We start from the raw sequence: 22,727 nt of genomic DNA, 5'->3' as shown, positions 1-22,727 counted from the left end.
GCACGGCGATTGATGTTTTTTTCACGCGGTTTTGACACCCGGTTGATTGATGCGCCCCTAGTCTGGGCCTCCCTTTCACTGGGAGTGGATGGCATGACTGACCCCCGTCGGGCCCAATCGGGCAGCACCCTGGAGCCGGCTTTCGTGCCCGCGTCGCTGGACGCGGCTGCGCCCCGGCCGAGCCTCTGGCGGCGGCTGGCCAACTGGCGCGAGGACCAGGTGGCGCGCCGCGCGCTGCGCCTGGCCGGGGAACCCTGCCTGGTGCTCGACCTGCCCTGTGGCAGCGGCCGCTTCTGGCCGGTACTGGTGGGCTGGGCCAACCGCATCGTCATCGGCGCCGACGAATCCGCGCGCCGCCTGGACGTGGCCCTTCACGAACAGCCGGCGAACGTGCTGCAGCGCATCCGCCTGCTGCAGACCTCCGCCTTCAACATCGACCTGGGCGAGAACGCCGTCGACTGCATCTTCTGCATGCGCCTGATGAACCGGCTCGGCGAGCCCGGCCAGCGCCTGGCCATGCTGCGGGAATTCCACCGGGTCACCCGTGACACGCTGATCCTCTCGCTCTGGGTGGACGGCAACTACCGCGCCTGGCGCCGCCGCCGGCTGGGCCGTGGCGACCGCGACCGACACGTCGCACGCCGCAACGAGGTCGAGGCCGAGTTCCGCCAGGCCGGCTTCGAGATCATCGGCCACCAGGACGTCCTGCCGGGCTGGGCGATGTGGCGGGTGTATACCTTGCGCAAGGTGGAGTGAGCTGGCTGTCTCATAGGTCGACTGCGTCGCTCAGCCCATGCAGTCCTCATCTATTACCCGTCCGGCAGCCGGGGTGTTGGCTCCGATGACGAATATGAGGTTTTGGTGAGCTGGGCCCAAGTATTCCGGGCCCCCATCTCCGATGGCCAGGGCTACCAGCGCGAACCGACAGTTTGAGCAGCTAATCCGCAGGATCAGTGTCTGAAACGCCTATCTTGCAAGACCCATTTTTTCAGCGCTGCGTCCATTCGCACGCGCGCCCGCTGGTGCCGTATTCAAGCTTTCTGGGGAGCGGGCATGGCTTATCTGTACTCAGTCCATCAGTGAAGGTATCCGTCCATACACATCATCCAGGCGCTCGATGTCGTCTTCGCCCAGGTAGCTGCCGGATTGCACCTCGATCAATTCGAGGGGGAGCTCTCCGGGGTTGGTCAGGCGATGGACGGAGGCCACTGGAATGTAGGTGGACTGGTTTTCGCTGAGCAAGAGCTGCTTGTCATCACAAGTGACGAGCGCAATGCCGGACACCACGATCCAGTGCTCTGCTCGGTGGCGGTGCCTCTGCAGCGACAGGCTTGCCCCCGGCTTTACGGTGATGTGTTTGACCTGAAAGCCGGCTCCCTCGTCGATGCGGTCATAGGAACCCCAGGGCCTGTGTACTCGGCTGTGGTTATCTGCCTCAGGGCGGGACTCATCTACCAGGCGTCCGACCAATTGCCTGATCTCCTGTACATGGTCCTTGTGGGCGACCATAACGGCGTCCTTGGTTTCCACCACCACCACGTCTTCCAGCCCTACCAGGGCGACCAGTTTGTTTTCGCTGTGAACCAGGCTGTTGCGGGTGTTTTGCAGGACCACATTGCCACGCGCCACGTTACCGGTGGCGTCTTTGGGCTGGACGTCCCACAGGGACGACCAGGAGCCGACGTCGTTCCAGCCGGTATCCAGGGGCACAACGCAGGCGGAGTCGGTTCGTTCCATTACGGCGTAGTCGATGGAGGTGTCCGGGCACTGTTCGAAGCTGAGTGGGTCTATGCGGATGAACTCAAGGTCCTGCTCGCTGCGTGCTAGGGCGACCTGGCAGGTTTTATAGATGCTTGGCTCGTGACGCTGGAGTTCCTCCAAGTAGCGACTGGCCCGGAACAGGAAAATTCCGCTGTTCCAGTAGTAGCTGCCCTGTTCCATGAAGTGACGGGCAGTGGCCAGGTCGGGCTTCTCGATGAAGTCGTCCACGGGAAGCACGCCGTCTGGGAGGGAGGCGTCGTGGTCGCTGGTGTGGATGTAGCCGTAGCCTGTCTCCGGTCGTGTCGCCGGCACCCCGAAGAGCACCAGGGCGCCAAGATCGGCAGCAGCGTGGGCGCGCCCCAGAGACTCGTGGAAGGTCTGGACATCGTCTATGACATGGTCAGCAGGCAGCACCAGGAGCAATTCGTCGCGCCCTGCTTCGAGCAGTTTGAGGGCGGCGATTGCCACAGCAGGCGCGGTGTTGCGGCCAAATGGCTCCAGCAGTATGGACTGGGCCTTTTTGCAAATGCGTGCCAACTGGTCGGTCACGATAAAGCGATGGGCCTCGTTGCAGACCACCATCGGCAGTTCTAGCCCTTCGAGTGCAAGACGTTCGACGGTCTGCTGAAACAGTGTGTTCTCGCCAGCCAAGGCGAGGAATTGTTTCGGGTACTGCTTGCGCGAAAGCGGCCAGAGGCGTGAGCCACTGCCACCGGACAAGATGAGCGGAATCATGCCGTCCCTCCTGGACGATCAAGGGGTATTTCTAAGGGCGATCGAACTTCGTATTCATGGCGACGGCAGGTTTCGTAACTACCTTGCGGCTGTCAGTCGCAACTTTACAGCAACGGCGATATACATCGCTGTAGCGGGTTTTACTAGCAGCAGATGCATTTCTTGCTCTGCTGGGGGAGGTCAGCACTTAGCCGAGCATGCCTACTGTACTCCTCGTAACCACGGATAAACGCACGCTCGAACTGGGCCTAGCTCCTGCGCATAACTGATCCTGGCAACTGGTACTCGATATCCGAGAAGTCTGCTCGGTAGGTCAGGGTGTGGATGTCTTGAGGAAGGCAGGAGTCGACTAACTTGAAACTCGGACGCAAGTAGTAGCGGGAGCTGTTGAGTTTGTTGTTTTTTGGCAGAAACGCCTGTCACGCCAAAGATCTTGACGATTTGACCCATGCAGATGAGCCAGACATCGACGATCAATACGAGATCTCGGGCGATTCAGGCTGCCTTTCTTGCTAACCGACAGCCGTTCAATCAGTCGGCACTGCGGCGAGTGGCGAGTGCTGCATGTCCCAATGCCAAGGTACAGCGGGGTTTGAACGATCTTGTCTTCACATCCCCGCCCGGCTACTCGGTGCGCCGCTCAGCCTCCGCATCCCTCATCCACCACCCGTCCGGCAGCCGGAGCGCTGGCTCCGGTGTCCACGCGCAGCAGGCAGGGGTGGCGCACGGTGCTTTCCAGTACCTGGCTCTGCACCGGCAGCAGGTCGCCGATGAAGGCGCTCTGCAACACCGGGTTGCCCTGGAAACGGTTGCCGCCGAGCACGATCTGCTCCAGCCCTTCTACCCGCACCATGGCCTTGCCGATGCCCCCCAGGGTGTTGCCGGTGAGTACCAGGCGGCCGGGCAGGCGTTGGGGGTTGCGCAGGCTGATGGCGTATTCGGGGCTGTTGCCGATCTGGTTGCCCACCAGGAACAGCGCGCCGCCGACATTATTGGCGTCGATGCCGCTGCCTTGGGTGTTGCCGATCAGGTTGCCCTCCAGCAGCAGCGGCCGGGGTTCGCTGGGTGCCAGCTGGTTCAGCAGGATGCCGGTGCCGCGGGAGGCGCCCAGCAGGTTGCGGCGGATGCCCAGGGCACCTTGCTGCTCCACCACTTCGATGCCGGCCTTGGCGGTGTTCAGCACGCTGTTGTCGGCGATCAGGCCGCTGACCTGGCCGCGTGCGCGCAGGCCGCTGTTGTTCTGCACGCCGTCGATGCGGTTGCCCAGGACTTCGACCTGGCTGTCTTTCAGGTCCACCGCGTACTGCTGCTGGTCGCTGAAGCGCGACCCCTGTACCCGCGCGCGGGCGTGCTGCAGCTCCAGGGCGGTGGACAGGTCGTTGAAGGTGCTGTTGCGCACCAGCACCCGTGCCGGTGCTGTGGAGGCGGGCTGCTGGGGGCTCAGGGCCGTGGTGATGCCCCGGGTGAAGTTGGCGTTGTAGCCGAGCCGCTCCAGGTGTGAGTCCTCGATGTGCAGGGTGCTGCCGGCCCAGGCCATCACGAAGGGGCGATACGGGTCCTGGGTGTCGCCTGTCGATTCGCCTTTCCAGCTGGAGAGGGTGGCGCCCTTGAGCTGCAGCAGCCCTCGGTTGATCAGCGCGGTGCCGGAGGGGGTGTACAGGTACAGCGTGCTGCCTTCGACCCGCAGGGCTGCGCCGGGGGCGATCACCAGCGGGTAGCTGAGCAGGTAGCCGTCCTTGTGCCGCTTCAGCACGCGGGGGTCGTTGAGTGCGCTGGAGAGCTGTTCCAGGGTCAGGCTGCCGCCGCTGATCACCACCGCTTGCGGGTGGTGGGCCTGGTAGCCGGCGATGGCGCGGAACAGGCCGTTCCTGGCGAAGGGCTCGAAGTACCAGCTGCCCTGCTGGGAGGAGAACATCGTCTCCAGGCTGGCGTGCGCGCGGCCTGCGGGCACGGCCGTTTCCAGGGGCGGGAGGGTCGCCTGGGCGATGGCGTCACGGGCGTGCTGGAGCTCGGCCTGCTGGCCATCCCACGTCAGCAGGCTGAGGGCCGGATGGGGCGGCTGGTAGCTGGCCGCCTGGGCATCAAGGCCCAGCAGCAGGGGCAACAGGCCTGCGAGCAGGCGGCAGCCGGAGCGGAATATGACCTGGCGCATGTGCGGTCCTTCTTTCAATCCTGGGTCGGGTACATCGGCTTGATGGGGCCGCCGATCTGGCTGTAGTTGTCCACGTCGCCGCCCATCTCGTCGTAGAGCCGCCGGGCCCAGGGGTGGCCGGGGTAGCGGTGCAGGTAGGGGATCAGCCAGGCGAGCTTGTAGGGCGCGACCTCGTCCTGGTCGTGTGCCTGCAGCTCCGGCAGCTTCTCGGGTTCGAGCTGGCTGCGGGCGGCGAAGCTGACCAGCAGCCACAGCGTCTGGCGCTCGTCGCCGCTGAGGGGCCGGCCGTTGGCTTCGGCGCTCTCCACCAGCAGCACCAGCGGGACCAGGGCGTACTGGGTGTAGGTGCTGGCGAGCTTGCCGCGGGCCACTTCCAGGGGCAGGTAGGCGTAGTCGCCGCTCGTGCTCCGCTGGGCCTGGGCGAGGCCCCGCCGCAGGCTGTAGTCGGCCCAGGCGATGAAGTCTTCGCGCTCCACCAGCATCCCCACCGAGGCCACGGCCCAGCCGGCCCAGTAGTCATGGTTGTTGAAGTAGGGGAAGTCCGGAACGTGACGAGGCTGGTACTCGGCGATCACCCGTTCCGCCAGGCGCTCCAGCCAGGCCTTCTGCTCGCTGTCCAGCTCATAGCGGCCGTCACTGAGGGCACGCACCTTGAGCAGGGTGGAGCCGATGGCAGCCAGCGCCCACTTGCGTGCGGCGATGCCGGTCTTGCTGGCGTCGGGGTTTTCCAGCGCGCGGGCGTGGGCCCAGCGGCCGAGCCAGGTGTCGAGGCAGGCGAGGGCCTGGTTGGCCCGCTCGGGGCGCTTCGCCCGCTGGAACTCCTTGGAAGCGCGGATCAGCCCGCCGATGTAGCCCTTCACCTGGGCCTGGACCTTCTTGGCCTGCACGTCGGGCGTGGCGCTCAGGCGCGATTTGGTGACGTCGCTCTGGTCGTACTTGCTCTCGAACTGCAAGGCGCCCGTATAGGGTTCGGGCGCGGGGTAGGGGCAGCCCAGGTTGCGATAGTCACCCACCATGGCGGCCTGGGGCGTTGCCTGGTTGGCCCAGAGTGAGTTGACCGCCTGCGCCGGGCTCATGGGCAGCACCAGCAGCAGGGCGAGGGCGCAGAGCAAGTGGCGGCTCATCGACATAGCTGTATATCCACCTGGGTCGACTGGGCGATGTCCACGGTGGGCTCCATGAACACCGAAAGCAGGTTCGCGCCCTTGAACGCTTCGGCCCGGCTGAGTTCCAGGTAGTAGTGGCCACCGGTGACCACGGCCTCGCGGCGGAACCACACCTTGTCCCGGGCGCCATTGTCGTAATAGACGATCACGTAGAAGTCCTTGAGGTTGCGGTCGCTGATGCGGATGTCGAGGAAGCCATCCAGATCGCTCAGGTCGCGGCGCTGGTCGCCGGCATTGCTGAGCAGTTCGATGCGCTGGTTGACCTTCAATACGCCGGTTTTCAGCGTGTTGCGGGCCAGGGGCTCGGCGCGGCAGCCACCCTTGATGGCGGGAATCAGCTGGCGGTAGCTGAGCGGGTCTTGCAGGCGGTAGTTGGCCGGCAGCTCCCAGACGATGAGCCTGGGCGGCTTGTCCGCCGAGTAGCTGTCCGATTGCAGGTATTCCAGCAGCGCGCCGTCCTGGCCGGCGCCGGGGAGGGCGTAGTTGAGGATGTCCACGTCGAGGTACTGCTTGAGGAAACCGTCGAAGTTGAACTGCTTGCTTTCGTCCTCCCGTGCGGCCGAGTTGGAGGTACCGACCAGCACCACTTCCGGGTCCGGGGCGTCGTCGAACAGGGCATCGGCATCGTCGCTGACCGGGATGGTCTGGAAGCCGCGCACGTACTGGAAGCCGTAGTTGTTGCCGCAGATGCGCGAGAGCGCCAGGTTCATGGTGCCGTCCTTGGGCACCATCACGCCGGGCTCGGTCTGGTAGTGCTTCTTCGCCAGGCCGGCGTACAGCGGGTGCCGGCGGATTTCGTCGGCCACCAGGCGGGCAGTGGCCTCGGCCCCGGCCGGGGTCCAGTGGTGGTCACGGCGGAAGAAGTATTCCTTCTGCGGCGGGTGCTCCACCAGTTGCATGACGTCCGGCACGATGGCGCCGCCGGCCCGCAGCTGCCCCGCGAAGTGGCGCAGGCTGGCGCTGGCCTTGGCGTAGTCGAAGCCGTAGGCGCGGTCGGGGCGGATCTTGTCCCGGTGCATCAGCCCGCGGGTGGGCTGGATGGCGATGACCACGTCGGTGCCCTGGGCCTTGAAGGTGCGCATCAGTCGGGCGAACTCGGGCTCCATGGCGGTGGGGATGCCGAAGTCGTTGGTCAGGTCGACCACGGAGCGGAACAGCCAGCGGTCCTTGCCCGGCGCGATCTCGCGCATGAGCTTCATGTTGCCTTCGGCGTACTGCTGGGGATCGGTCAGGCCGGGGCAGAGCAGGCATTCCAGGTCGCCGCAGGTGGGCGCCTCGGCAGCGAGCGCCGGGAGGCTGGCGAGGGCCAGGAACAGGGCCAATCCGTGCTGCAAGGTCTTCTTCATGGTCGAGGCGGGTTCATCCGTTGTTGAGGTGGGCGCCCGTGGGAACGGGCGCCGATCCCTGTCGTCGCATCACTCGGTGGGGTCGACGCTGTTGGCCAGGCTGAGGGTGCGGTAGCCGCCGGCCTGGGGCAGCAGCACGTAGCTGTAGGAGCGGCCCTTCTTCAGGAAGAGTTCGTCGAACTGCGCCAGGCTCTGTTCGCCGGCGTAAGCGGCGAAGCCGATCTTGATCTCGTTCACCATGCGGCTGCCGGTCTGGTTCTTGCCCAGTGCCTGGACGATGTCGTGCTTGCCGTCGCGGGTTTTCAGCGCCACGTGCTGGCCGGTGAGGTTGTAGAAGGCCACTTGGGCTTTCTTCGGCTCGTTGACGAAGGCGTCGGCGATGACGATCAGCTCGCTGCCGGTGTAGAGCAGGGTGGTGGCGGTGTTGGCCTTCAGCTCGGGCTCGACGGCCAGGGTGCCGGTGGCGATGCGGTGCTTGCCCTGGGGCACGAAGCGGTAGCCGCCGATCTGCCCGGCCGGCACCTTCTGCGGGTTGACCTTGCCGCTCAGGGTCACGTCGATGCCCTTGTCGGAGAGATTGAGCACCCGCACGAAGGCGGAGTCGGCCGGGGCGACGGCGTCGTAAAGGTCGGCATTGGCATCCTTGGCGGCCTGGGCCGGCAGGTGGATGGCCAGCAGCAGCGCCAGTGCGCTCAGCAGACGGGGTGTGATTCGCATGAGGGTCTCCTTGGTCGTCGAATCAGAAGTGGCTGGGCTGCTCGGCGCGGGTGCGCGCGGCAACCATGTTCTGGGCGAGCACGGTGCGCACCGGGAATTCCCAGATCACCGTGTCGAGGCCGGGGTCGGCCAGTTGCGGCCCTTGCAGCAGCAGCTCCATGGCCTGGAAGGGACCACGGGCTTCCTGGGCCAGGGTCACCAGGTCGCTGTGCAGGTACTCCTTCATGAAACCGACGAAGTTCCAGTCGTCGATCTTGCTGTAGCTGGTGCCCACCAGCAGCAGCGGGCTGCCTTCGTCGTCGAACAGCGCCGCATCGCTGACCGTCTGCTCGGCCTTGAGGGTCTCGAACAGGGGCAGGTCGACCGGGGCGAAATCCGTGGCGGCCAGGCCGGTGTCGAACTGCACGTAGTTCATCAGGTCACCCTTGTGCGGCTTGCTGCCCACCTGCTGCGAGCGGTAGGCCGTGGTGCCGACCAGGGCGGGGTTGCCCCGGGCGAAGGTGGCCGCTGCGAGGCGTGCGCCTTCGGGGCTCCAGTGGGTGTCGTTGGGCAGGAACAGGGCCTGGCCGTCCCGCGCGGCGAGAAAGGCGTGGCGCACCGGGGTGACGTCGACGCCTTCGGCTCTCAGCTGTTCGACGAAGCGGTCGTACAGCGCCACCGCGCGCAGGTCGGGTTGCACGCTGGCGCGGGCGGCGTAGATGTCCAGCTTCATCGGCACGGGCAGCAGCACCAGCTTCTTGCCGTGCGCCGCCAGGCGGTCGCGTACCTGGACGATGGCCTGCACCTGCTGCTGCAGGTTGGCGGGCAGGTCGCGGGTCACCAGGTATTCCTGGTTGGTGAAGAGCCAGCCGTCGCGGCCGAGTACCACGCCGCTGGTGGCTTCGCCGAAGAGCATGAAGCGGATGTCCGCCCAGGCCTGCACGGACGGCTCGCGGAGGAAGAAACGCTTGTCGTAGAACTGCTCGAACTTGCGCAGCAGCTTGCCGTCCACGAACAGCGACCAGGTGTCGGTCTGGGTCTTGCCGAAGCCGAACACGGCCGGCAGGGAGTAGAGGAACATGCCGCCCAGCAGGGCGATGAACAGCAGTCCATTCCACAGGCTGGCCGACGTGATCACGGGGAATTTCATCGGGTCCGCTCCTAGAACTGGAAATACAGGAAGGGCGAGAAGGAGTTCGCCGCCAGGCTGCTGAGGGCGACGAAGAAGCCGCTCCAGAGCATCAGGGCCTGGACGCCGCCGAAGTGCTGCATGACGTAGCCGTCCTTCAGTCCGGCGTAGTAGCGAACGTTGTTGCGGCCGGCCAGCACCAGCCAGGCCAGCGCCACCAGGTTGAAGGCCATGGCCATGCGCGAGGTGCCGAGGATGTACAGGTCGAGGCTGCCGAGGCCGTTCAGGCCCAGCAGGCCGGCGTAGATGTCCAGGCTGTGGCGCAGGTCGTTGGTGAAGAACAGCGGCATGCTGAGGAGGATGAGCACGGCCGTGCGCATGTTGCGCCAGAAGCGGTAAGGCGTAGTGATCTTGGTGGCGATGCCCAACTGGCGCTCGATCACCATGGCCACGCCGAAGAACAGCCCCCAGAAGATGAAGGCGAAGCTGGCGCCATGCCACAGGCCCGACAGCAGCATGGTGAGGACCAGCGCCGGCATCGGCCCGGCCACGCGCTTGCGCACCAGCGGCATGAACACGTAGTCCCGCAGGTAGTGGGCCAGCGTCATGTGCCAGCGCTGCCAGAACTCGGTGACGCTCTGGGCCACGAAGGGCTGGTTGAAGTTCTCCGGGAAGCGGAAGCCCATCATCAGCGCCAGGCCGATGGCCATGTTGCTGTAGCCAGCGAAGTCGAAGTAGAGCTGGAAGCAGGCCGCCAGCAGGCCGAACCAGCTCTCCACCAGTTGCAGCTCGCCCTGGGCGATGAACAGGCCGCTGACCGGCGCCAGGTTGTCGGCGATCAGCACCTTCATGATGAAGCCGACCATGAAGCGCCCCACGCCGATGGAGAACAGCTCCAGGGAGTGGGTGCGCTGGCGCAGCTGCGGTGCCAGCTGGCTGTAGCGCAGGATGGGCCCGGCCACCAGGTGCGGGAAAAGGGCGACGAAGGCGGCGAAGTCGATGAAGTTGCGCGTCGGCTCGGCGTCCTTGCGGTAGATGTCGATGATGTAGCTCAGGGCATGGAACACATAGAAGGAGATGCCCAGCGGCAGCAGGATGTGCTCCAGGGTGAAGGTGTTGATGCCCAGCGGGGCCAGCAGCGCCGCCAGCACCTCGGCACCGAAGTTGGCGTACTTGAAGTAGCCGAGGGTGGCGAGGTTGCCGATCACCCCCAGCCACAGCAGGCGGCTGGCAGCCTGGCGGTTGCCGGCCTCCTGCTGTTGCCTGATGCGCAGGCCGAACCAGAAGTTCCAGTAGGTGATGCCGACGAACAGCAGCAGGAAGTCCGGCCGCCACCAGGCATAGAACAGGTAGCTGGCGGCGACGATGACGCTGGAGCGCCACGCCGGCCGGGCGAGGAAGTACACCAGCAGGAAGACCGGCAGGTAGAGGAACAGGAAGACGTTGGAGGCGAAGATCATCGGATGCTCCCTCAGTAGCGCATGACGAGGCCGAAGGAGATCTGGAAGTCGTCGCCGCTCTCCAGGGCGTCGCCGGCCCGGAGGTAGCTGGCGCTGACCAGCGCGTTCAGGTCGAGGTGCTTGCCCTCGTAGGCGAGCGGGAACATCTTCCAGTAGTAGTTCAGGTCCAGCACCTGGCCGACGTCGCGCTGGCCGTTGCCGCGCCCGGCGCGGATCGCCTGGCGGCGGTCGCGGGCCTGCTGCTGGTCGACGCGCACCGGCAGGTCGCCGTCGGCATCGCGCAGGTAGAGGTCGCTCAGGCGGATGTCCAGCGAGCTGCGGGCCGTGGGCCGGGTTTCCAGGGCCACGCCGTAGTACTTCAGGTTGCGCATGTTCAGGGCCACGAAGGAGCTGACCAGGCGGGTGCTGTAGCTGGACGGGTTGACGATGCGGTCGGACTGGATGCGGTTAAGGCGGAAGCCGTCGGCCTCGTTGTCCGGGGCGTCGGTCAGGCCCGCGCGCAGGGCGATCCGGGGTTCCCAGGGCGCGTCGTGGAAGCGCTTGCCGACCTCGCCCAGCATCAGCCAGCCGCGGCTGTCACCCCGCTCGCTGACGCCGTCGGCATCGGTGGTGCGGGTGCGCCCCCGGAGGTGCACCGCTTCCAGGTGGTAGTCGCTGAACAGCGGGCTGACGCGCAGGTCGTCGCCGCTGAAGAACAGCCCGGCGCGGGTGCCGGTGAAGTCCTGGGCGTCGTCGGGGTCGGCGTTGCTCCGGTCGTCCTCGTGGAGCACGCGTGCGCCGACCCAGTTGCGCTCGCTCCAGCGCCAGGCGTACTCGCCCATGGCGTAGCGCGTATTCTCCTCGGTGGGGTCGAGGCTGTTGACGTCGGTGTTGTAGTTCCAGAACTTCTGCGCCACGGCGACGAAGCCATGGGTGAAGGCATCGCGGTAATCGAAGCGCAGCGATTCGATGCTGTCGTCCCACCAGATGCCGTAGGTGTCGTAGAAGCGCTGCCGCCCGGCGGAGAAGGAGAAGCGCGGGTCGTCCCCCAGCAGATTGCGGCGCACATAGAGTTCGCGCAGTTCGCTGTAGAAGTGCTCCGGGCGTTCGTTGCGGGTGCCCTGCTGTAAGTTGTCGTCCTGCAGCGGCGTGGCGGACTGGCTGGAGTCGTAGTTGATCCAGGCGCGGCCGAAGACCTCCCACCTGGCCCAGCGTTTCTCCGGGGAGTACCAGTGGTAGCTCGGCTCGTAGCGCAGGCTGTAGAAGCCCTTGCGGTCGGCGCCCAGCACCGAGTCCTCGGGGCCGTAGCCGCCCTGCAGGGTGAGCTTGTTGAAGAACTCCGAGGTCACCGGGGGCAGGGTGTCCAGTGACAGCGCAGCCGGCTCGGCGGGCGTCGCGGCCGGGCCGAAGGCGTCCTCTTCGGCGGCCGCGACCGCGCCGCTGACCGTCACGGCACCGATGCACAGCAGTGCCTTCCACTCGTTCACAGGCGGTACTCCTTGTAGATCGCGTCACGGGCGAGGGTGGCCCGCTGCAGCTCGTCGCTGCTCATTTCCTTTTCCAGGCGCTTCAGCAGGCCGTTGGCGCGGAACTCGCCCAGGCCCTTGGCAGCCTCGGCGTAGGCGTGGGCCTTGACCTTGTCGTGGCAGATGGCGCGGCCGAAGTTGTAGAGGCTGGCGATGCGGTAGTAGGCCGAGGGCGAGCCGTTGAGCGCCTGCTGGTGGAAGATCGCCAGGGCCTTGTCCAGGTCCGGCTCGTCGAGGCCGCCTCGGCTGTAGAGGTCCCCCAGCAGCAGCTGGGCTTCGGGGTAGTTGGCGTCGAGCAGTTCCTGGATCAGCCCATGGGCCTTCTCCGGGTCGAGGGTCAGCCAGTTGGTGACCATCAGCACCGAGGCCTTGAGGGCCTTGGCCCGTAGCGGGTCGGTGCGGGCAATGCGCTCGATCAGGGCGAAGGCTTCGTCGGCGGTGAAGTCCTGGGGGGAGGAGGTCATGTTGTTGACCTTGCTCACCATGGCCGGCACCCAGTTGCGCTCGATGGCGTTGTCCAGCCAGGCGCGGACTTCGGCATTGGTCTGCGCCAGCAGCTTGGCCTGGGCTTCCGCGCGGGCCTTGTCGGCGGCGCTGGCCTCGGTCTTGGCATCGCCTTCCAGGCCTGCGTCGGCTTCCCGCAGGGCACGGTTCTCGATGGCGATGAGGCCGCTCTGGGTGGAGTAGATGCTGTCCAGCAGGGTGCCGATGCGGTGCACCGCTTCCACGGGCAGGCGGTCCTTGTGCTCGAACAGCGTCTTGGCGAAGGCGGGGAAGGCGGTGTCCTGCGCGTCGCCGAGGAAGTCGTAGTAGCGCAGCACGGCGCGGGTGTCGACGAACACCGCAGCGCGGTACCCGCGCTCGGCGTCGTCGCGGCGGCCCTGGCGTTCGGCGAGCACGGCCTTGTACAGCTGGGGCCGGCAGAACTCCAGGCAGGACGACTCGTAGAGGCCGATCAGTTCGGCCACGCGGGGCGCCTGGAAGTACTCGGGGAAGACCAGGAAGACCTCCAGGGCGGCATCCAGGGTGCGCGGGTCGCGGGCATGGGGGAACCGGCCCAGCGCCTCGCGCACGTAGCCGGCATTGGCCTTGCGCATGCGCGGGTTGCGCTCCAGCAGGCGGCTCAGCGAAGACAGCGCGAGCACCTCGCCACGGCCCTCGGCGAAGGCCTCCTTGTACAGCGCGAGGGCTTCTTCGCCGTTGGCGGCATCACCGGCGGCGAGGCGGTCCCCCAGCAGCAGCTTGGACGCCAGGTCGCCGCGCTCGGCGAGGCTGCGCAGGTCGGCGATGACGTCGGCATTCGGATCCTTGTAGAGGGCGTAGCGGATCTGCTCGAGGCTCTGGACGGCGCCGGCCGGACCGGCGCAGCCCAGCAGCATCGCTGCGACAAGGACTGTGGATTTCCCCTTCATCGTCTGGCCTCAGCGGGTGGCGCCGAGCAACGGCAGGCCGAGGTAGAAGTCCACCGCCACCGGCTGCTGGTAGGCCTCGCGGGGCAGGGGCTGCTCGGGCTTGAGGGTCAGCACCACGCTCTGGGTCTGGGCATCGACGCTGGAGGCGACGATCTCCCCGGCGATCACCTGGTCGCTGCCGTACACGCTCATGTCCACTGCGCGCACCCGGTTCATGTCGGGCAGCTTGGCGAAGGGCACGCTGGCGCGCACCACGAGGTCTTCGTCCTTCGGCAGCAGGTGCACCAGGGGGGCCTGCTTGTAGTTGAAGCCGTCCAGGCGGCGGCTGGGGAAGTACAGGTCGCAGTCGCAGGGGCTGTTGATCAGGGTCTCCACGGTGGCGCGGTTGAGCAGGGCCTGGACATCACCGGGAGCGAGGTTGGAGAGGGCGGCCATGTCCGCCGGGCTGGTGAAGCTGGTGGCCAGCTGGGTGGAGATGCTGGCCAGCGGCTCGCCGGTGGTGACCGAACGCTGGCCGGGCTTGAGCAGGTACTTGACGTAGCCGTTCTCCGGCATGGTGAGCACGTAGGCGTCGGCGCTCACGGTGGCCTGCGCGGCGGGGATGCGGAAGAACAGCAGGTAGGCCTTGTAGCTGACGATGCCCAGGGCGGCGAGGCCGATGAGGCTGAAGGCGAGGGTGCCGGCGGCGGCCTTGAGGCGGTCCAGCGGGGTGCGGGCGAGGGCGTGTTTCTGCTTGCGCTCCTTGATGTAGTTCTCGCGCTGCATGACGTTGAACAGCCCGTTGATGTCGGCGATCTCGCCGGACATGTAGGACGAGATGATGTAGCGCAGGATGTCGCGCTTCTGCGCGTCCAGCTCGACGAACTGCGCGCCGACCTCGTTGCCGCGCTGGGAGACGATCTTCAGCTTGGCGTCGATGTTCAGGTCCAGCTTGGCCAGGCGCAGCTTGATGGAGGCGTTCATCAGGGTGCCGAGCTTGAGCGGCTGGGCATGGATGAGGCCGATGCCGCCGAGGGAGATGTCCTGGATGTCGCATTCCAGGCCGGTGAGGCCGCCGCCGCTGAGGATGACCTTGGCGGGAATGCGGGTGCGCACGTGCTGGCGCTCGTCGATGGCTTCATGGATGACGTTGTCGGGTATGAGGGTCGTGCTGCTCATGGCTGTCGCGCCTGCTTAGATTTGAGTGAGTTCGAGGAGCACCGAAACGACGCCCAGGAAGATCGCGATGGAGGAAAACATCATGGCCTTGGAGGACCAGCGGTTGAGCCGGACGTCGAAGCTGACGCCGCGGTTGCTCAGGGTGGTCTTCTGGCGGGTCCAGCTCTGCTGGTCCATGTGGAAGAGGGCGTACACCTTCATGATCGAACCCACGATCTGGTTGTAATAGAGAACGAACGGATACAGGGCATCCACCGGGTGGCCGCTGAAGTGGAACAGCAGCGTCACCAGCGTCCGCGACAGCAGCACCCAGAACAGGTACACCAGCAGGTACTGCACGCCGAACAGCAGGGCGGCGGCGACCGAGGCGGTGAGGCCCATCAGGCAGGTCCACATGGACAGGCGCTGGTCGTAGAGCACGTACAGGGTGAAGGCTCCCAGGCGCTCCCAGCCCAGCAGGCTGGTGGCGCGGAAGTTCTGCCGCAGCGAGTTGCCGTACCAGCGGAACATCAGCTGGCGGGTCGCGCGGAAGAAGTTGCTGTCCGGCGGATGCTCCACGGTCAGGGTGTGGCTGTCGGGGACGTAGAAGGTGTCCCAGCCGGCGCGCATCAGGCTGAACCAGGAGGACTTGTCGTCGCCGGTGAGGAACTGGAAGCGCCCCAGGCGCCAGTGTTCGAGGAAGTCCGCCTCGACGTCGCGGATGAACTCCGGGTCGGTCATCACGCTGGCGCGGAAGAACGACAGCCGGCCGGTGAGGGTCAGCACGCGGCGGGAGAGGGCCATGGAGCACATGTTGATGTGCCGCTGGACGAAGCGCATGGTGTGCCACTCCTTGACCAGCTTGCCGCCCTCCACCTCGCAGTATTCGTTGGTGGTCAGGCCGCCGACGCTGGGCAGCAGGGCGAACATCTTCACCGCCCGCTCGACGCAGCCGGGCAGCATGATGGTGTCGCCGTCCACCACGCCCACCACCGAGTTCTGCAGCGGCATCTGCCGCGACAGCGCGCGGAAGGCATGGGCCAGGCCATCGCGCTTACCGGTGCCGCGGGCACGCACGATGATCAACCTGATGTCGCTGCGCTCGCGCACCTCGTCCCGCATGATCGCCTTGATGAAGTTCTCGTCACCCTTCTCGACGATGGAGGCGATCACCGTGCAGGGCACGCCCAGGCGCTGCACCTCCTGGAACACCGAGCGGTAGACCTTGAAGGTGGTGGTGGTGGGAATGCGGAAGCTGGTCACCACCATGAACAGGTGGTCCGGCAGCGCCTCGTCACCCATCGCCTCGACCTGCTTGCGCATGCGCGGGAACTTCCAGTGCAGGAAGTACATCCCCCTCAGGAAGTGGATGGCCGCGTTGGTGTAACGCCAGATGCCGATGGCCCCGATGATGAAGATGAACTTGTGGTGGGCCGGGTCCAGGTACTCCGGGGCCACCATCTCCGAGGCCAGGGCGACCAGCGCGAACAGGCACGTCCAACCCATCAGCTTGCGCAGGCGTCCGCAGGACGCGGCGTCTGAAGCGTGCATCCAGTACTACTCCATTCGTTCGATACGACTTCCATTGGCACGCGCGCCGCTTGGCATCCGTGCCTCCCCGCAACGGGGCCGCGACGGCCCCGCTGCGCTCAGTCCATCAGTTCCGGTGTACGCCCGTAGACGTCGTCCAGGCGCTTGATGTCGTCCTCGCCCAGGTAGCTGCCGGACTGCACCTCGATCAGCTCCAGGGGGATCTTCCCGGGGTTGGTCAGGCGGTGGACCGAGGCCACCGGGATGTAGGTCGACTGGTTCTCGCTGAGCACGAACTGCCTGTCGTCACAGGTGACGAAGGCCGTGCCGGACACCACGATCCAGTGCTCCGCGCGGTGGTGGTGCATCTGCAGCGAGAGGCTGGCGCCCGGTTTCACGGTGATGCGCTTGACCTGGAAGCGCGTGCCCTCGTCGATGCTGTCGTAGGCGCCCCAGGGGCGGTGCACCCGGCTGTGGCTCTCGGCTTCGGGGCGGGACTCCTCCGCCAGGTGCCCGACCAGTTGCTTGATCTCCTGCACGCGGTCCTTGTGGGCGACCATCACGGCGTCCTTGGTCTCCACCACCACCACGTCGTCCAGGCCGACCAGGGTGACCAGCTTGTGTTCGCTGTGGACCAGGCTGTTGCGGCTGTTCTGCAGCACGACGTTGCCGCGCGTGACGTTGCCGGCGGCGTCCTTGCGCTGGATCTCCCAGAGCGAGGACCAGGAGCCGACGTCGCTCCAGCCGGCGTCCAGGGGCACCACGCAGGCGTGCCGGGTGTGCTCCATCACGGCGTAGTCGATGGAGTCGTCGGGGCAGTGCTCGAAGCTCGCCGGGTCGATGCGGAGGAAGCCGAGGTCCTGCTCGCTGCGGGCCAGGGCTGCCTGGCAGGTCTCGTAGATGCCGGGCTCGTGCTGCTTGAGCTCCTCCAGGTAGCGGCTGGCGCGGAACAGGAACATGCCGCTGTTCCAGAAGTGATTGCCCGCCTCGACGAAGCGCCGGGCCGTGGCCAGGTCGGGCTTCTCGACGAAGCGCTCCACCGGCAGCACGCCCTCGGGCAAGCCATTGCCGTGGGAGGCGGTGCGGATGTAGCCGTACCCCGTCTCCGGGCTGGTGGCCGGCACGCCGAAGAGCACCAGGGCGCCTTGCTCGGCCGCCAGTCGGGCGCGTGCCAGGGCACTGTGGAAGGTCTGGACGTCGTCGATGACGTGGTCGGCCGGCAGCACCAGCAGCAGTTCGTCACGCCCGGCTTCGAGCAGCGTCAGGGCGGCGATGGCCACGGCCGGCGCGGTGTTGCGGCCGAAGGGCTCCAGCACGATGGACTGGGCCTTCCTGCGAATGCCGGCCAACTGGTCGGTGACGATGAAGCGGTGGGCTTCGTTGCAGACCACCATCGGCGGCTCGAGCCCTTCGAGGGCCAGGCGCTCCACGGTCTGCTGGAACAGGGTGTTCTCGCCGACCAAGGCAAGAAACTGTTTCGGATACTGCTTGCGCGATAGCGGCCAGAGGCGCGAGCCACTGCCGCCGGACAAGATGAGCGGAATCATGCCGTCTCTCCCGGGCGTTCAAGAGTCAGTTCACAAGGGCGTTCAACGTCGTGTTGCCTGGCGACGGCGTGCTTCTCGGTGGGGCCGGTGGTGGCTCCGTGGCAGCCTGTCGCGTCACGCCGCAGCGGTGATACGCACCGCTGCGGCAGGGGTCACCAGCAGATGCCTTCCTTGCCCTGGCCGCTGGGGGTCTGCATGAAACCCACCAGGTCCAGGACCTGCTTGTCGGGTGCAACGGATGCCAGAACTTCACCGAACTGGCGGTCGTTGTTGCCGAGGATGATGACGTCGGAGTCGTCCAGCACTTCGTTCAGGTCCTTGCGCAGCAGGGCCGACACGTGGGGGATCTTCGACTCGATGTAGTCCTTGTTGGCGCCGAACACGCGGGCGTACTCGACGTTGCGGTCGAAGATCTTCAGCTCGTAGCCCTTGCCGATGAGCATCTCGGCGAGCTCCACCAGCGGGCTCTCCCGCAGGTCGTCGCTGCCGGCCTTGAACGACAGGCCGAGCAGGCCGATCTTGCGCTTCTCGTAGGCGGTGACGAGGTCGAAGGCGCGCTCCACCTGGACCTTGTTGCTGCGCATGACCGAGGCGAGCATCGGGTGCTCGACGTCCAGGGTGCCGGCGCGGTAGGTCAGGGCGCGCACGTCCTTGGGCAGGCAGGAGCCGCCGAAGGCGAAGCCCGGGCGCAGGTAGTAACGGGACAGGTTGAGCTTGTGGTCCTGGCAGACCACGTCCATCACCTCGCGCCCATCGACGCCACAGGCCTTGGCGATGTTGCCGATCTCGTTGGCGAAACTCACCTTGACCGCGTGCCACACGTTGCACGTGTACTTGATCATCTCCGCCACCTCCACGGGCTTGCGGATGATGGGCGCGTCCAGCTCGCGGTAGAGCTCCTCGAGGAGGTCGCCGGACTCGCGGTCCAGTTCGCCGATGACGGTCATGGCGGGGTAGTCGTAGTCCTGGATCGCCGTGCTCTCGCGGAGGAACTCCGGGTTGGTGGCAACGCCGAAGTCGACACCGGCGCGTTTGCCGGAGCAGTCCTCGATGAGGGGGATCACCACGTTCTTCACGGTGCCCGGCAGCACGGTGCTGCGCACGACCACGGTGTGACGCGTGGACTTGCCGCGCAGCGCCTCGCCGATCTGCCGGCACACGGCTTCCAGGTAGACCAGGTCGAGGTCGCCGTTGCGCTTGCTCGGGGTTCCCACGCAGATGAATGACATGTCGGTGGCCATGATGGCTTCCCGCACATCGGTGGTCCCGCGCAGCAAGCCCGCATCGACCCCCTTGCGCAACAGTTCTTCGAGACCCGGTTCGACGATGGGTGACTTTCCTGTGTTGATCAGATCGATCTTTTGTCGGGAAACATCAACTCCTACAACTTCATGTCCCCGGGAAGATAAACAGGCTGCACAGACTGCGCCTACATAACCGAGACCAAAAATGCTGATATGCATATATCCCTCTATACAATAAGAACGCCGCCCCTCCATGGAGGACTGCTGTCATTTGTGGTTTTTGTCTGACACGTCTGGAGGACGCTAGGCGGGCTAACTTAAGCACCTTCTTCCAGACTAAAAGGAACTAATTGCGATATTCAACTTTTGTCTAAAAAATTTTTATTTGCCTTTAAAATCAATAACTTAAAAAACGTGTTTTACATGGCGTCAAAAATTCTACGTCAGCTCGACTAATTTTTGGCGTCAATAAAATATCGATTTAATAGAGCGCATCGCTATAAAAGATCGGGTTTCAGGGTGGTAAAACCACGCATGCTCGGGGTGTTTTCGAGAGTGCTGGATTGGTTGTTTTCAATAATTAGCTGTGGATGTTTTTACACTGTTGCTAATTGATGAGCGTGTTGTTCGGGTGGCGTTGTTTATTACGGTCGAAGTTGTTGTCGAGTGGGCGCAAATGACACTTGATGATTGCCGGCTGCATGTTCGACAGGGGGTGTCCCGAGTGGTCCGACTCAGTGGCCCTGCCTAATTTCCATGTCGTTCGAAGCGTTTCATCAGGGACAGTCAATCACTCGCGAGCCTCACCATGTCCCGACAGCATCCCCTGTCGAGCCTGCCCCTGCCTGGGGGGCGGCGCCTCGACGTCGACGAATCCCAAGACCGCCTGCACCTGCTTCTGGATGGCCAGCCGCTCCTGGAACTGGCCGCCCAGCCCGGCGAGCAGCCGCTGCTCAAACCCCTGCAGCCTGCGCTGCCCGATGCTGATGCGCTGGGGTTGGCGAGCTACCTGTGGCTTGCCCGTGAGCCTGGGTGCCAGGCGTTGCGCTGGCAGTTGAGCGTCGCTCCGGCAGAGGCGCTGGCGGAAGGCTGGCTGGTGCCGGCGCAGGAGCCTGGCGTGTTCGTGTGCGAGCGTGGGGTGTTCTGGCAGCGGCCGGCGCCCTGGGTGCAGGCGCAGCCGGCATACCCGGAGCGGTTGGTGATGAGCGAAGGGCGGCGCCACCCACGGCGGCCGCCCAAACCGAGTGGCGAGGTGTACCGGCGTTTCGACGCGCGGCTGGGGGCCTGGTTCTCCCTGCGCACGCTGGACATCGAGGCTGACTTGGAGCGCTTCAATCGCTGGCAGAACTCACCCCGCGTGCTGGCGTTCTGGCAGGAGGGCGGCAGCCTCGACCATCACCGCGCCTACCTGCAGCGCCTGGCCGACGACCCGCACACCCTGACCCTGGTGGGCTGCTTCGACGACGAGCCGTTCGCCTACTTCGAGGCCTACTGGGCCAAGGAGGACCGCATCGCGCCGTTCTATGCAGTGGACGACTACGACCGGGGTATCCACATGCTGGTGGGGGAGGAGCACCATCGCGGGCCGCACAAGGTGGCCGCCTGGCTGGCGGGGCTGACCCACTACCTGTTCCTCGACGACCCGCGCACCCGCCGCGTGGTGGCCGAGCCCCGCGCCGACAACGCGCGGATGATCGCCCACATGCAGGGCCTGGGGTTCTACCGCGAGAAGGAGTTCGACTTCCCCCACAAGCGCGCCGCCCTAATGGCCATCAGCCGCGAGCGCTTCTTCGACCGCTGCACGCTGGCCTGAGTCGCACCCGGGCTACAGGTGGCGCTACCCGTAGCCCGGACTTCAGTCCGGGAATTCTCCCAATTCAGATCCCAGGCATAAGCCCAGGCGACGGGCGCGGGTTGGTGGAAAGGAGCGGGACAGGGAAGCCCCGCATCAGGCGGGAGGGTCAGGCGATGCGTTCGGGTTGTTCGGCGTCGTTCTGTGCGCGGGTCACCTTGCGGCAGTGCACCAGGGCGTCGCGGATCATGAAGTTGACCAGGGTCGGCGAGACGCCCAGCTCCTTGGCGATGTCCTTCTGCGGCACGCCGTGCAGGCGGTACATCTCGAAGGCATAGCGGGTGCGGGCCGGCAGCTCGCCGAGGGCGTCAGCGATGTGTTCCAGGGTGGCGTAGTTGATGTGCGAGGTCTCGGGCGAGGCGCCTTGCATCACCACCACATTGAGGCCTTCCTCCTCGGTGCCGGCATAGCGCTGCTCCAGGGCCTGCTTGCGGTAGTGGTCAATGGCCAGGTTGCGCACGATCTGGAACAGGTAGCTGAGCTGGGCCTTGATCGAACTGGTGATCCTCGGCGCCGACTGGAGGCGGAAGAAGGCGTCCTGCACCACGTCTTCGGCCCGGGTCCGGCAGCCGGTCACCCGCATCGCGATCTTCACCAGGATGGAGCGATTGTCGATGAAGACCTGCAGAAGTGGGGAATCAAGCCGGCTTGTTGAGAGTTGATCCGTCATGGAAATCACCTTGCACATGGGTAGGCATAGGGCCCGGTTACCTGTGGGCTCCCGTTCAGCGGGGTAACAAATTATGACCAATGATAATCATTGTCAAATGCGATAGATAAGCAATTCATATCGAGACGAAGCAGATCACACCGAGGTTTCCAGCGTGTTGCGGGGCCATGACGGAACCGGGACGGCGGTTGTGAAAAAAGAATGTGCGCGGGGGCTTGAGGAGTAGGAAGGGCTGTAGGACTGGCCTACAGGAGCCGGCCCCTCGCCGTGACGACAGGCGACGCCTCGACCGGAGCCTGAGAGCCCACTCCGGACCGCTAATTATTCCCGTTCGCCATCCGTACTCCTCAGTGCAAGCACGGGCAGGTCGCCCGGCCCAACCCGCATGAGGAGACAGACATGGTGTTCGATCGTGATGACGTGGTGTTCCAGGTGGTCATCAACCACGAGGAGCAGTACTCGATCTGGCCGGACTACAAGGCCATCCCCGACGGCTGGCGCGCCGCCGGCAAGAGCGGGCTGAAGCAGGAGTGCCTGGCGTACATCGAGGAGCACTGGACCGACATGCGCCCCCTGAGCCTGCGCAAGCAGATGGAACAGGCCGAAGGGGTGGCCTGAGGTGAGCGCGCCGATCAGCCTGCGCCTGTTCTGCCTGCCGTATTCCGGCGCCAGCGCCATGGCCTACAACCGCTGGCGGCGCATCCTGCCCGCCTGGCTGGTGGTGCAGCCGCTGGAACTGCCGGGGCGCGGCATGCGCATGGACGAGCCGCTGCACACCCGCCTCGACACGCTGGTGGCGCAGCTCGCCCGCGAGGTCGCGCCCCAGGTGCAGCAGCCCTACGCGCTGTTCGGCCACAGCCTGGGCGGGCTGCTCGCCTTCGAGCTGGCCCACGCCCTGCGCGAGAAGGGGCTGCCCGAGCCCCTGGCGCTGTTCCCCTCGGCCACCGCCGGCCCGGCCCGGCGCAATGTCGATGACTACCGCGACGCCAAGAGCGACGCCGAGCTGATCGCCAGGCTGCGCAGCCTCCAGGGCACCCCCGAGGAGGCCCTGGCCAACGAGGAGCTGCTGCGCCTGACGCTGCCCATCCTGCGCGCCGACTTCCTCGTTGCCGGCAGCTACGCCTACCGCCGGCGCGAGCCGTTGCAGGCGCCCATCCACGTGCTCGGCGGCAAGGCCGACGAGTTGCGTGTGGATGAGCTGCTGGACTGGCAGGACGAGACCGCCACCGGCTTCTCCCTCGACCTGTTCGAGGGGCACCACTTCTTCCTCCAGCAACAGGAGGCCGCCGTGCTGCGCACCCTCAAGCGCTACGCCGAGCAGCACCTGCTGCGCCTGCGCGCCCGCACGTCGCGCCAGGTTCCGCTAGCGGCCGGCTGAGCCGCCC

At 65.7% G+C, this 22,727-nt stretch carries 18 protein-coding genes; 4 read left to right on the top strand and 14 right to left on the bottom strand.

Translation table 11 applies throughout. The features are described 5' to 3' along the window. Positions 1 to 93 precede the first annotated feature (93 nt). The gene (locus FBY21_RS06565) at positions 94 to 756 is read left to right on the top strand and encodes a class I SAM-dependent methyltransferase (RefSeq protein WP_142009658.1); all 663 of its coding nucleotides are present in this window, start codon (positions 94 to 96) and stop codon (positions 754 to 756) included. Positions 757 to 1,068: 312 nt separating this feature from the next. On the opposite strand, the gene FBY21_RS06560 is transcribed toward FBY21_RS06565, so the two are convergent. From FBY21_RS06560 to FBY21_RS06500, 13 genes are all read right to left on the bottom strand, one after another. Further along, the gene (locus FBY21_RS06560) at positions 1,069 to 2,496 is read right to left on the bottom strand and encodes a mannose-1-phosphate guanylyltransferase/mannose-6-phosphate isomerase (protein WP_142009656.1); all 1,428 of its coding nucleotides are present in this window, start codon (positions 2,494 to 2,496) and stop codon (positions 1,069 to 1,071) included. 640 nt (positions 2,497 to 3,136) lie between these two features. Then, the gene (locus FBY21_RS06555; RefSeq protein ID WP_142009653.1) at positions 3,137 to 4,648 is read right to left on the bottom strand and encodes a right-handed parallel beta-helix repeat-containing protein; all 1,512 of its coding nucleotides are present in this window, start codon (positions 4,646 to 4,648) and stop codon (positions 3,137 to 3,139) included. Positions 4,649 to 4,662: 14 nt separating this feature from the next. Further along, positions 4,663 to 5,772, bottom strand: coding sequence for a polysaccharide lyase (locus FBY21_RS06550; RefSeq protein WP_253543665.1), 1,110 nt, complete (start codon positions 5,770 to 5,772; stop codon positions 4,663 to 4,665). Further along, on the bottom strand, positions 5,769 to 7,160 hold the full coding sequence (locus tag FBY21_RS06545) for an alginate O-acetyltransferase AlgX-related protein (protein ID WP_142009649.1): 1,392 nt from the start codon (positions 7,158 to 7,160) through the stop codon (positions 5,769 to 5,771). The genes FBY21_RS06550 and FBY21_RS06545 overlap by 4 nt, the downstream gene beginning before the upstream one ends. 69 nt (positions 7,161 to 7,229) lie before the next feature. Beyond that, complete coding sequence (locus tag FBY21_RS06540; protein WP_142009647.1) at positions 7,230 to 7,877, bottom strand: alginate O-acetyltransferase AlgF; 648 nt, start codon at positions 7,875 to 7,877, stop codon at positions 7,230 to 7,232. Between the two features lie 22 nt (positions 7,878 to 7,899). Further along, the gene (locus FBY21_RS06535; protein WP_142009645.1) at positions 7,900 to 9,006 is read right to left on the bottom strand and encodes an alginate O-acetyltransferase AlgX-related protein; all 1,107 of its coding nucleotides are present in this window, start codon (positions 9,004 to 9,006) and stop codon (positions 7,900 to 7,902) included. A gap of 11 nt (positions 9,007 to 9,017) precedes the next feature. Further along, positions 9,018 to 10,445: an MBOAT family O-acyltransferase gene (locus tag FBY21_RS06530; protein WP_044404767.1), complete on the bottom strand. Its 1,428-nt coding sequence runs from the start codon at positions 10,443 to 10,445 to the stop codon at positions 9,018 to 9,020. 11 nt (positions 10,446 to 10,456) lie between these two features. Continuing rightward, positions 10,457 to 11,911 (bottom strand): ion channel protein AlgE, encoded by a 1,455-nt coding sequence (locus FBY21_RS06525; protein ID WP_142009643.1) that lies wholly within the window; start codon positions 11,909 to 11,911, stop codon positions 10,457 to 10,459. After that, positions 11,908 to 13,329 carry a tetratricopeptide repeat protein gene (locus FBY21_RS06520; RefSeq protein ID WP_253543664.1) on the bottom strand — a complete coding sequence of 474 codons (1,422 nt, stop codon included), beginning with the start codon at positions 13,327 to 13,329 and terminating at the stop codon, positions 11,908 to 11,910. The genes FBY21_RS06525 and FBY21_RS06520 overlap by 4 nt, the downstream gene beginning before the upstream one ends. Positions 13,330 to 13,371: 42 nt before the next feature. Beyond that, positions 13,372 to 14,520 carry a PilZ domain-containing protein gene (locus tag FBY21_RS06515; RefSeq protein WP_142009639.1) on the bottom strand — a complete coding sequence of 383 codons (1,149 nt, stop codon included), beginning with the start codon at positions 14,518 to 14,520 and terminating at the stop codon, positions 13,372 to 13,374. A gap of 15 nt (positions 14,521 to 14,535) precedes the next feature. Continuing rightward, complete coding sequence (locus FBY21_RS06510; protein ID WP_142009636.1) at positions 14,536 to 16,050, bottom strand: glycosyltransferase; 1,515 nt, start codon at positions 16,048 to 16,050, stop codon at positions 14,536 to 14,538. 98 nt (positions 16,051 to 16,148) lie between these two features. Beyond that, positions 16,149 to 17,576 (bottom strand): mannose-1-phosphate guanylyltransferase/mannose-6-phosphate isomerase, encoded by a 1,428-nt coding sequence (locus tag FBY21_RS06505; RefSeq protein WP_142009634.1) that lies wholly within the window; start codon positions 17,574 to 17,576, stop codon positions 16,149 to 16,151. Positions 17,577 to 17,728: 152 nt separating this feature from the next. Then, positions 17,729 to 19,039: a nucleotide sugar dehydrogenase gene (locus FBY21_RS06500; RefSeq protein ID WP_142009632.1), complete on the bottom strand. Its 1,311-nt coding sequence runs from the start codon at positions 19,037 to 19,039 to the stop codon at positions 17,729 to 17,731. Between the two features lie 589 nt (positions 19,040 to 19,628). Between FBY21_RS06500 and FBY21_RS06495 the strand changes: the two genes are divergently transcribed. Further along, the gene (locus FBY21_RS06495; RefSeq protein ID WP_142009629.1) at positions 19,629 to 20,633 is read left to right on the top strand and encodes a GNAT family N-acetyltransferase; all 1,005 of its coding nucleotides are present in this window, start codon (positions 19,629 to 19,631) and stop codon (positions 20,631 to 20,633) included. A 148-nt stretch (positions 20,634 to 20,781) separates the two neighbouring features. Here the strand turns inward: FBY21_RS06495 and FBY21_RS06490 are convergent, their stop codons facing one another. Then, positions 20,782 to 21,342 (bottom strand): RNA polymerase factor sigma-70, encoded by a 561-nt coding sequence (locus tag FBY21_RS06490; RefSeq protein WP_142009627.1) that lies wholly within the window; start codon positions 21,340 to 21,342, stop codon positions 20,782 to 20,784. 399 nt (positions 21,343 to 21,741) lie between these two features. Between FBY21_RS06490 and FBY21_RS06485 the strand changes: the two genes are divergently transcribed. Both FBY21_RS06485 and FBY21_RS06480 read left to right on the top strand, forming a co-directional pair. Beyond that, positions 21,742 to 21,960: an MbtH family protein gene (locus FBY21_RS06485; RefSeq protein ID WP_142009625.1), complete on the top strand. Its 219-nt coding sequence runs from the start codon at positions 21,742 to 21,744 to the stop codon at positions 21,958 to 21,960. A gap of 1 nt (position 21,961) precedes the next feature. Then, the gene (locus FBY21_RS06480) at positions 21,962 to 22,720 is read left to right on the top strand and encodes a thioesterase II family protein (RefSeq protein ID WP_142009623.1); all 759 of its coding nucleotides are present in this window, start codon (positions 21,962 to 21,964) and stop codon (positions 22,718 to 22,720) included. Positions 22,721 to 22,727: the final 7 nt, after the last annotated feature.

This window comes from Pseudomonas sp. SLBN-26, assembly GCF_006715895.1.
GTDB lineage: Bacteria > Pseudomonadota > Gammaproteobacteria > Pseudomonadales > Pseudomonadaceae > Metapseudomonas > Metapseudomonas otitidis.
Note: the sequence above shows the minus strand (reverse complement) of the source record. Positions and strands in the feature narration are given on the sequence as shown.

Excerpts from the sequence above, each read along its gene's own strand:
- FBY21_RS06565 (WP_142009658.1), top strand. The coding sequence starts at position 94 with ATGACTGACCCCCGTCGGGCCCAATCGGGCAGCACCCTGGAGCCGGCT.
- FBY21_RS06560 (WP_142009656.1), bottom strand. The coding sequence starts at position 2,496 with ATGATTCCGCTCATCTTGTCCGGTGGCAGTGGCTCACGCCTCTGGCCG.
- FBY21_RS06555 (WP_142009653.1), bottom strand. The coding sequence starts at position 4,648 with ATGCGCCAGGTCATATTCCGCTCCGGCTGCCGCCTGCTCGCAGGCCTG.
- FBY21_RS06550 (WP_253543665.1), bottom strand. The coding sequence starts at position 5,772 with ATGAGCCGCCACTTGCTCTGCGCCCTCGCCCTGCTGCTGGTGCTGCCC.
- FBY21_RS06545 (WP_142009649.1), bottom strand. The coding sequence starts at position 7,160 with ATGAAGAAGACCTTGCAGCACGGATTGGCCCTGTTCCTGGCCCTCGCC.
- FBY21_RS06540 (WP_142009647.1), bottom strand. The coding sequence starts at position 7,877 with ATGCGAATCACACCCCGTCTGCTGAGCGCACTGGCGCTGCTGCTGGCC.
- FBY21_RS06535 (WP_142009645.1), bottom strand. The coding sequence starts at position 9,006 with ATGAAATTCCCCGTGATCACGTCGGCCAGCCTGTGGAATGGACTGCTG.
- FBY21_RS06530 (WP_044404767.1), bottom strand. The coding sequence starts at position 10,445 with ATGATCTTCGCCTCCAACGTCTTCCTGTTCCTCTACCTGCCGGTCTTC.
- FBY21_RS06520 (WP_253543664.1), bottom strand. The coding sequence starts at position 13,329 with ATGCTGCTGGGCTGCGCCGGTCCGGCCGGCGCCGTCCAGAGCCTCGAG.
- FBY21_RS06515 (WP_142009639.1), bottom strand. The coding sequence starts at position 14,520 with ATGAGCAGCACGACCCTCATACCCGACAACGTCATCCATGAAGCCATC.
- FBY21_RS06510 (WP_142009636.1), bottom strand. The coding sequence starts at position 16,050 with ATGCACGCTTCAGACGCCGCGTCCTGCGGACGCCTGCGCAAGCTGATG.
- FBY21_RS06505 (WP_142009634.1), bottom strand. The coding sequence starts at position 17,576 with ATGATTCCGCTCATCTTGTCCGGCGGCAGTGGCTCGCGCCTCTGGCCG.
- FBY21_RS06500 (WP_142009632.1), bottom strand. The coding sequence starts at position 19,039 with ATGCATATCAGCATTTTTGGTCTCGGTTATGTAGGCGCAGTCTGTGCA.
- FBY21_RS06495 (WP_142009629.1), top strand. The coding sequence starts at position 19,629 with ATGTCCCGACAGCATCCCCTGTCGAGCCTGCCCCTGCCTGGGGGGCGG.
- FBY21_RS06490 (WP_142009627.1), bottom strand. The coding sequence starts at position 21,342 with ATGACGGATCAACTCTCAACAAGCCGGCTTGATTCCCCACTTCTGCAG.
- FBY21_RS06485 (WP_142009625.1), top strand. The coding sequence starts at position 21,742 with ATGGTGTTCGATCGTGATGACGTGGTGTTCCAGGTGGTCATCAACCAC.